Source organism: Psychrobacter sp. AOP30-A2-5 (genome assembly GCF_052378115.1).
Lineage (GTDB): Bacteria > Pseudomonadota > Gammaproteobacteria > Pseudomonadales > Moraxellaceae > Psychrobacter.
Genome location: NZ_JBQSXK010000065.1, coordinates 1 through 567, shown reverse-complemented (window position 1 = coordinate 567; position 567 = coordinate 1). Strand labels below are relative to the sequence as shown.

The window sequence follows — 567 nt, the reverse complement described above, 5'->3', positions numbered from 1 at the left end:
TTTAACCGTCACACAGACGTACCAGTGACCGCGATTGTCCTGTACCAATTCGCAAGTATTGATGGTGTAGAGCGCTAAGTTATAGCTGTCCCATAGGTCAATAGTGATTTTTTTACCTTTAGCTAAGCTGAATTGCAGGGTGCTTTTTAGACACTTTTTACCACTTTGGCGGGTGCTGATATGATTAATAGCGGTCTTTTTAAACGGAATCCAACCAAGAGAACTACGTTTGGCTTTAGGATTATTGGTGCGCCAGTTGAGTTTGGCTTTTTTAAACTGTTTACGAGCCTTGGCATGGGTTTCGGTCACTGCTTGTAAGGTTTGGCTGTGTAGGTTTAGATATTCACCCGCACCTTTGGTGTAAGTAGCCAAATCATAAGCCGAAAAGAATTGACCAGTACGCTTGAGGTGTTTAAAACTTAGCTCATTGACGTAATTCCAGACAAAGTTAACCGACCCCGCTAAGATATTTAGCTGAGTGGCATGTTTGTCTTTGATGCGTAGTTTGAGCGTTTTCATGGGGTAATTATGATCTCAATGTATTTGGTTATCAAGGTATGTTCAATC

At 41.4% G+C, this 567-nt stretch carries 1 pseudogene; it reads right to left on the bottom strand.

The features are described from left to right. A pseudogene (locus ACT3S4_RS14380) lies at positions 1-519 on the bottom strand (RNA-guided endonuclease InsQ/TnpB family protein); the annotation flags it as partial. Between the last annotated feature and the right edge of the window lie 48 nt (positions 520-567).